The sequence below is a fragment of the Vibrio sp. 10N.222.49.C12 genome, from assembly GCF_041475025.1.
GTDB lineage: Bacteria > Pseudomonadota > Gammaproteobacteria > Enterobacterales > Vibrionaceae > Vibrio > Vibrio crassostreae_C.
Genome location: NZ_JBFRVF010000135.1, coordinates 1 through 815 on the forward strand (window position 1 = coordinate 1; position 815 = coordinate 815).

1 protein-coding gene is annotated in these 815 nt (G+C 47.1%); it reads right to left on the reverse strand.

The window, feature by feature from the left end; genetic code table 11:
* Positions 1-815 (reverse strand): hypothetical protein (locus tag AB4583_RS21310; RefSeq protein WP_372119273.1); only part of this gene is annotated, 815 nt, incomplete at both ends.

An 815-nucleotide genomic window follows, 5' to 3' on the forward strand; every position in this document is an offset into this window, starting at 1 on the left:
ACATCATCACTTTGGTTGGTAAACGAGATAGTCTCGGTTTGACTCACCGCACTGCCGCTTGGTGTCGAGCCATCAGAAAGTTGTGTTTCTGATAGCGTCACGCTTGGTACGGATTCGATGGTTGGAATATCACCATCGGTAATGGTCAGAACAACCGTCGCCGTTTCAACATCCACATCGCCATCGCTTGAGGTCACGACAATCGATTTGACGATGTCTTCGCTAACCGTGTGGTCTAGATTGCGGTTTGGTTCGAAGCGTACTTCACCTTCAAGAGTGATGAACAACTCACCCTCTGTGAAGCTAAATTGCTGCTCACCTGTGTCCGTTTGATCCAGTGTTCGAACTTGACCGTCATACGTAAACTGAGTGATCGTCGCACCATCGGCACTTTGTTCTGGCATCACATCGATGGTATTGGTTGTCACTGTGCCGTCTGCAAGATTTGGTTCAGTGATATCTAACGTACCACCTTGCATGATTTGAACATCATCACCAATGGTCACGTTAAGTTGAGACACCAACGAGTCATCGCCATCGCTATCGACCGCGTAAACCGGTAAGTCGAAACTCAAATTATTATTTGCGAGGCCATCTACATGGTCTAGTGCTTCAAGTAAGGTGAAGGTGTATTGACCTAAATTGGTATCCGAGAAACTAATCGTGAACACATTGGTTTCAACATTCGAACCATCAGTAACATAACCGATGTAGCCGCCCGGTGTGGTTGGGTCAGCTTTCAGCTCGACAGCTAATCCGTTTGATGTGAGAGTGCCGCCAAAATTGAACTCAGTCGGTTCAATACGGAAGCTGGT